This window comes from Longimicrobium sp. (genome assembly GCF_036280135.1).
Taxonomy (GTDB): Bacteria; Gemmatimonadota; Gemmatimonadetes; order Longimicrobiales; family Longimicrobiaceae; genus Longimicrobium.
The window spans coordinates 1-2,831 of sequence record NZ_DASURI010000351.1 but is presented as its reverse complement, the minus strand read 5'-3'; the positions used below and the strand labels follow the sequence as shown (position 1 = coordinate 2,831).

The following is a 2,831-nucleotide window of genomic DNA, read 5'->3' as shown; positions in this document are numbered from 1 at the left end:
AAGTCCGCCTGCGCGGACTGGCCCCAGCGAAGGCGACCGGAGGTACACCGGAGCAACGCCCATGCATCGATTCAACGGCTCGGACGAGCCCCTGTGCACCACGTAAAGAACCTGCCCTCGGTGTACTACGGCAACCCGCTCCGGGGCAGTCCGCGCAGGCGGACTTCGCGAGTTTCCAGCGGCGAATTCATTCGCTCCGGCTCGGAGACGGCCCTTACCGGATCAAATCCGCAATCGGCATCAACCGCCGTGGTGGGGGCGCCGCGAATACCGATTCAGATCCGCGACTGGCATCAACCGCCCGGTGGTGTGCGCACGGCTCCGCTTATCCGACGCGGACATCGACATCGACATCGACATCGGCATCCACATCCGCATCGGAATGCCTGGCCGATCCGCATCCACGGGGAACTGGACGGGGACGCGGATCGGTGCAATCTTTGCGGCGCCCCGTCATGCAATCCGCGCGGAATCTCTCTCATCTCCCGGGCTACACGTGCGCCTTTCATCCGCAATCAGCATCGCATTTGCCGCGCTGGCGGTGTCGCTCGCCGCCGGGCCGGTGGCCGCGCAGGACGACTTCGTCTACGCCGAGATCCCGTGGGGCATCGATTCACGGGCGGCCACGGACGCGCTGGAGGCGCAGGGCTTCGTCCTCAACACGGAGTTCACCCCGGACCCGGGCGACCTGATGTTCGAGGACGACCAGGACGTGATCGCCCTGGCCTCGTTCGCGGGCGACGTGCTGGTGGGCATCCGCATCGCCTACGCGAGCTCGCAGGAGAACATCGAGGAGATGTGGGAGCGCTCCGTGGAGGAGGCGCTGCGCAACCTGGGCGACCCGGACGAGAGCGACGACGACCGCGTGACCTGGCGCCACGGCGAGACGTCGTTCTCCATCATGGTGGGCGAGTCGGAGAACGGGTTGCCGTTCATCACCGTGCAGTACGGCGGGCCCGGCTACGAGGACGAGATCGCGCGGCGGGTCGCGGGGCTCGCCCGGCCCCTGCCGGAGCTGGACGCGCGCTGGACGGTGCTGGGCGAGGACGACGAGCGGCGTATCGCATTCGACCGCACCACGCTGCGCCGGGCGAACGGCGGCGTGGTGCGCGTGTGGGTGCGCACGGACTACACGACGCCCGTCACGGATGAATCCGGCACGTACGACCGCAGCGTAAACCAGGTGGAGTACGACTGCCACGACCGGCGGTTCCGCCTGGTGAGCGCCAGCACGCGCCTGGGCGACGAGCTGGTCGCCTCGGAGAGCGTCGTCACGGAGTGGGTGGCGGTGGTCCCCGAGACGGTGGGCGAAACCGTCCTCGCGACCGTCTGCGCCGCCGGCCGCTGAGGGCCCCGGGCCCACCGGGATGGAACGGCGGATCTCCCTCGCGGACGTCCCGCCTCGGTCGGCTCTCCACCGCGCGCAAAGGCATACGGGATGCATCCCGATACGGGACGGGTGATCCCGCATCGGACGCATCCCGCCACGCCACCCCACGACCTCCTCCCCATGCCCGCGGCCTACCGCATCGATCCGGAACGCGCAATCGTCCTGAGCCGCGCATGGGGCACGCTTGGCGACGCCGACATCACCGCGCACTACACGGCACTGGCCGCCGATCCCGCGTTTGACCCGGCGTACCGGCAGCTGGTGGACCTGCGGGAGGTGACGGCGGTGGACCTGAGCGCCGCCCATATCGCGGAGATCGCGAAGCGCGCGGTCTTTCGGCCCGGCGCGCGGCGCGCGTACGTGGCGCCGACGGACGTGGCCTTTGGCGTGGCGCGCATGCTGGAGGCGTACGCGGAATCGATCGGCGGCGACGTGGAGGTCTTTCGCGATCTGCCGTCCGCCGAACGGTGGCTGGACCAGGCGCCTTGACGCCGCGCCGCCCGCTCGATTATCGTTGGAACGCAGGATTGACCGAAGACGACCTGATCAGGACAACCGAACGATGAACCCGCGCTTCAGCACTACCGCGACCACGACTACCACCCGTCCCACGGCGGGCGGCTGGGCTTTTCGCGCGCGGTAGCAGCAAGCAACCACGGGTGAAAGGGCGGCCTCTCGCACGAGAGGCCGCCCTTTTTTTCGTTCCTGGCATCCTCCCGTGCGACCGTCCCGGATCCCACATCCAACACGACGCAGACACCACGGGAGACGACGATGATGCGGGAACCGATGATGGAGAACGGCGACGGCGGACGGGCCGTCGCGAAGCCGCTGGCCGCGCGGATCGACGGCCGGCTGGTGGACCTGGACCGCGCCCCGGCCCATGGAGCGGAGCTCGTCGGCGCGGACGACGCGGACGCGCTGCCGCTCATCCGCCACAGCGCCGCGCACCTGCTGGCGGCGGCCGTGCGCGCGCTGCGGCCGGAGGCGGGAATCGGCTTCGGGCCGGCCATCGAGGACGGCTTCTACTACGACTTCGCCGTGGACCGGCCCTTCACGCCCGACGACCTCGCGCAGATCGAGGCCAGGATGCGCGAGCTGGCCGCCGCGGACGACCCGTTCGAGCGCCGCGAGGTCTCGCGCGACGAGGCGCGGCGCCTGTTCGCGGACGATCCGCTCAAGCTGGAGCGCCTGGAGGAGATCGGCGACGACGAGACGATCTCCGTCTACCGCAACGGCGCGTTCCTGGACCTGTGCCGCGGCCCGCACGTGCCGTCCACGGGCCACGTTCGCCACGTGCGCCTGCTGAGCTCCGCCGGGGCGTACTGGCGCGGCGACGAGAAGCGGCAGATGCTGCAGCGCATCTACGGAACGGCGTGGTCGTCCGCCGACCAGATGGACGCGCACCTGGCCCGGCTGGAGGAGGCCAAGCGGCGCGACC

General features: G+C 70.0%; 2 protein-coding genes and 1 pseudogene. All 3 read left to right on the top strand.

All coding sequences use genetic code 11. From position 1 onward, the window contains the following. The first annotated feature begins 496 nt into the window (after positions 1-496). Positions 497-1,348 carry a surface-adhesin E family protein gene (locus VFZ20_RS11035; protein WP_329683929.1) on the top strand — a complete coding sequence of 284 codons (852 nt, stop codon included), beginning with the start codon at positions 497-499 and terminating at the stop codon, positions 1,346-1,348. A 162-nt stretch (positions 1,349-1,510) separates the two neighbouring features. Continuing rightward, positions 1,511-1,879, top strand: coding sequence for a hypothetical protein (locus VFZ20_RS11030; protein ID WP_329683928.1), 369 nt, complete (start codon positions 1,511-1,513; stop codon positions 1,877-1,879). A 285-nt stretch (positions 1,880-2,164) separates the two neighbouring features. Then, a pseudogene (locus VFZ20_RS11025) lies at positions 2,165-2,831 on the top strand (threonine--tRNA ligase); the annotation flags it as partial.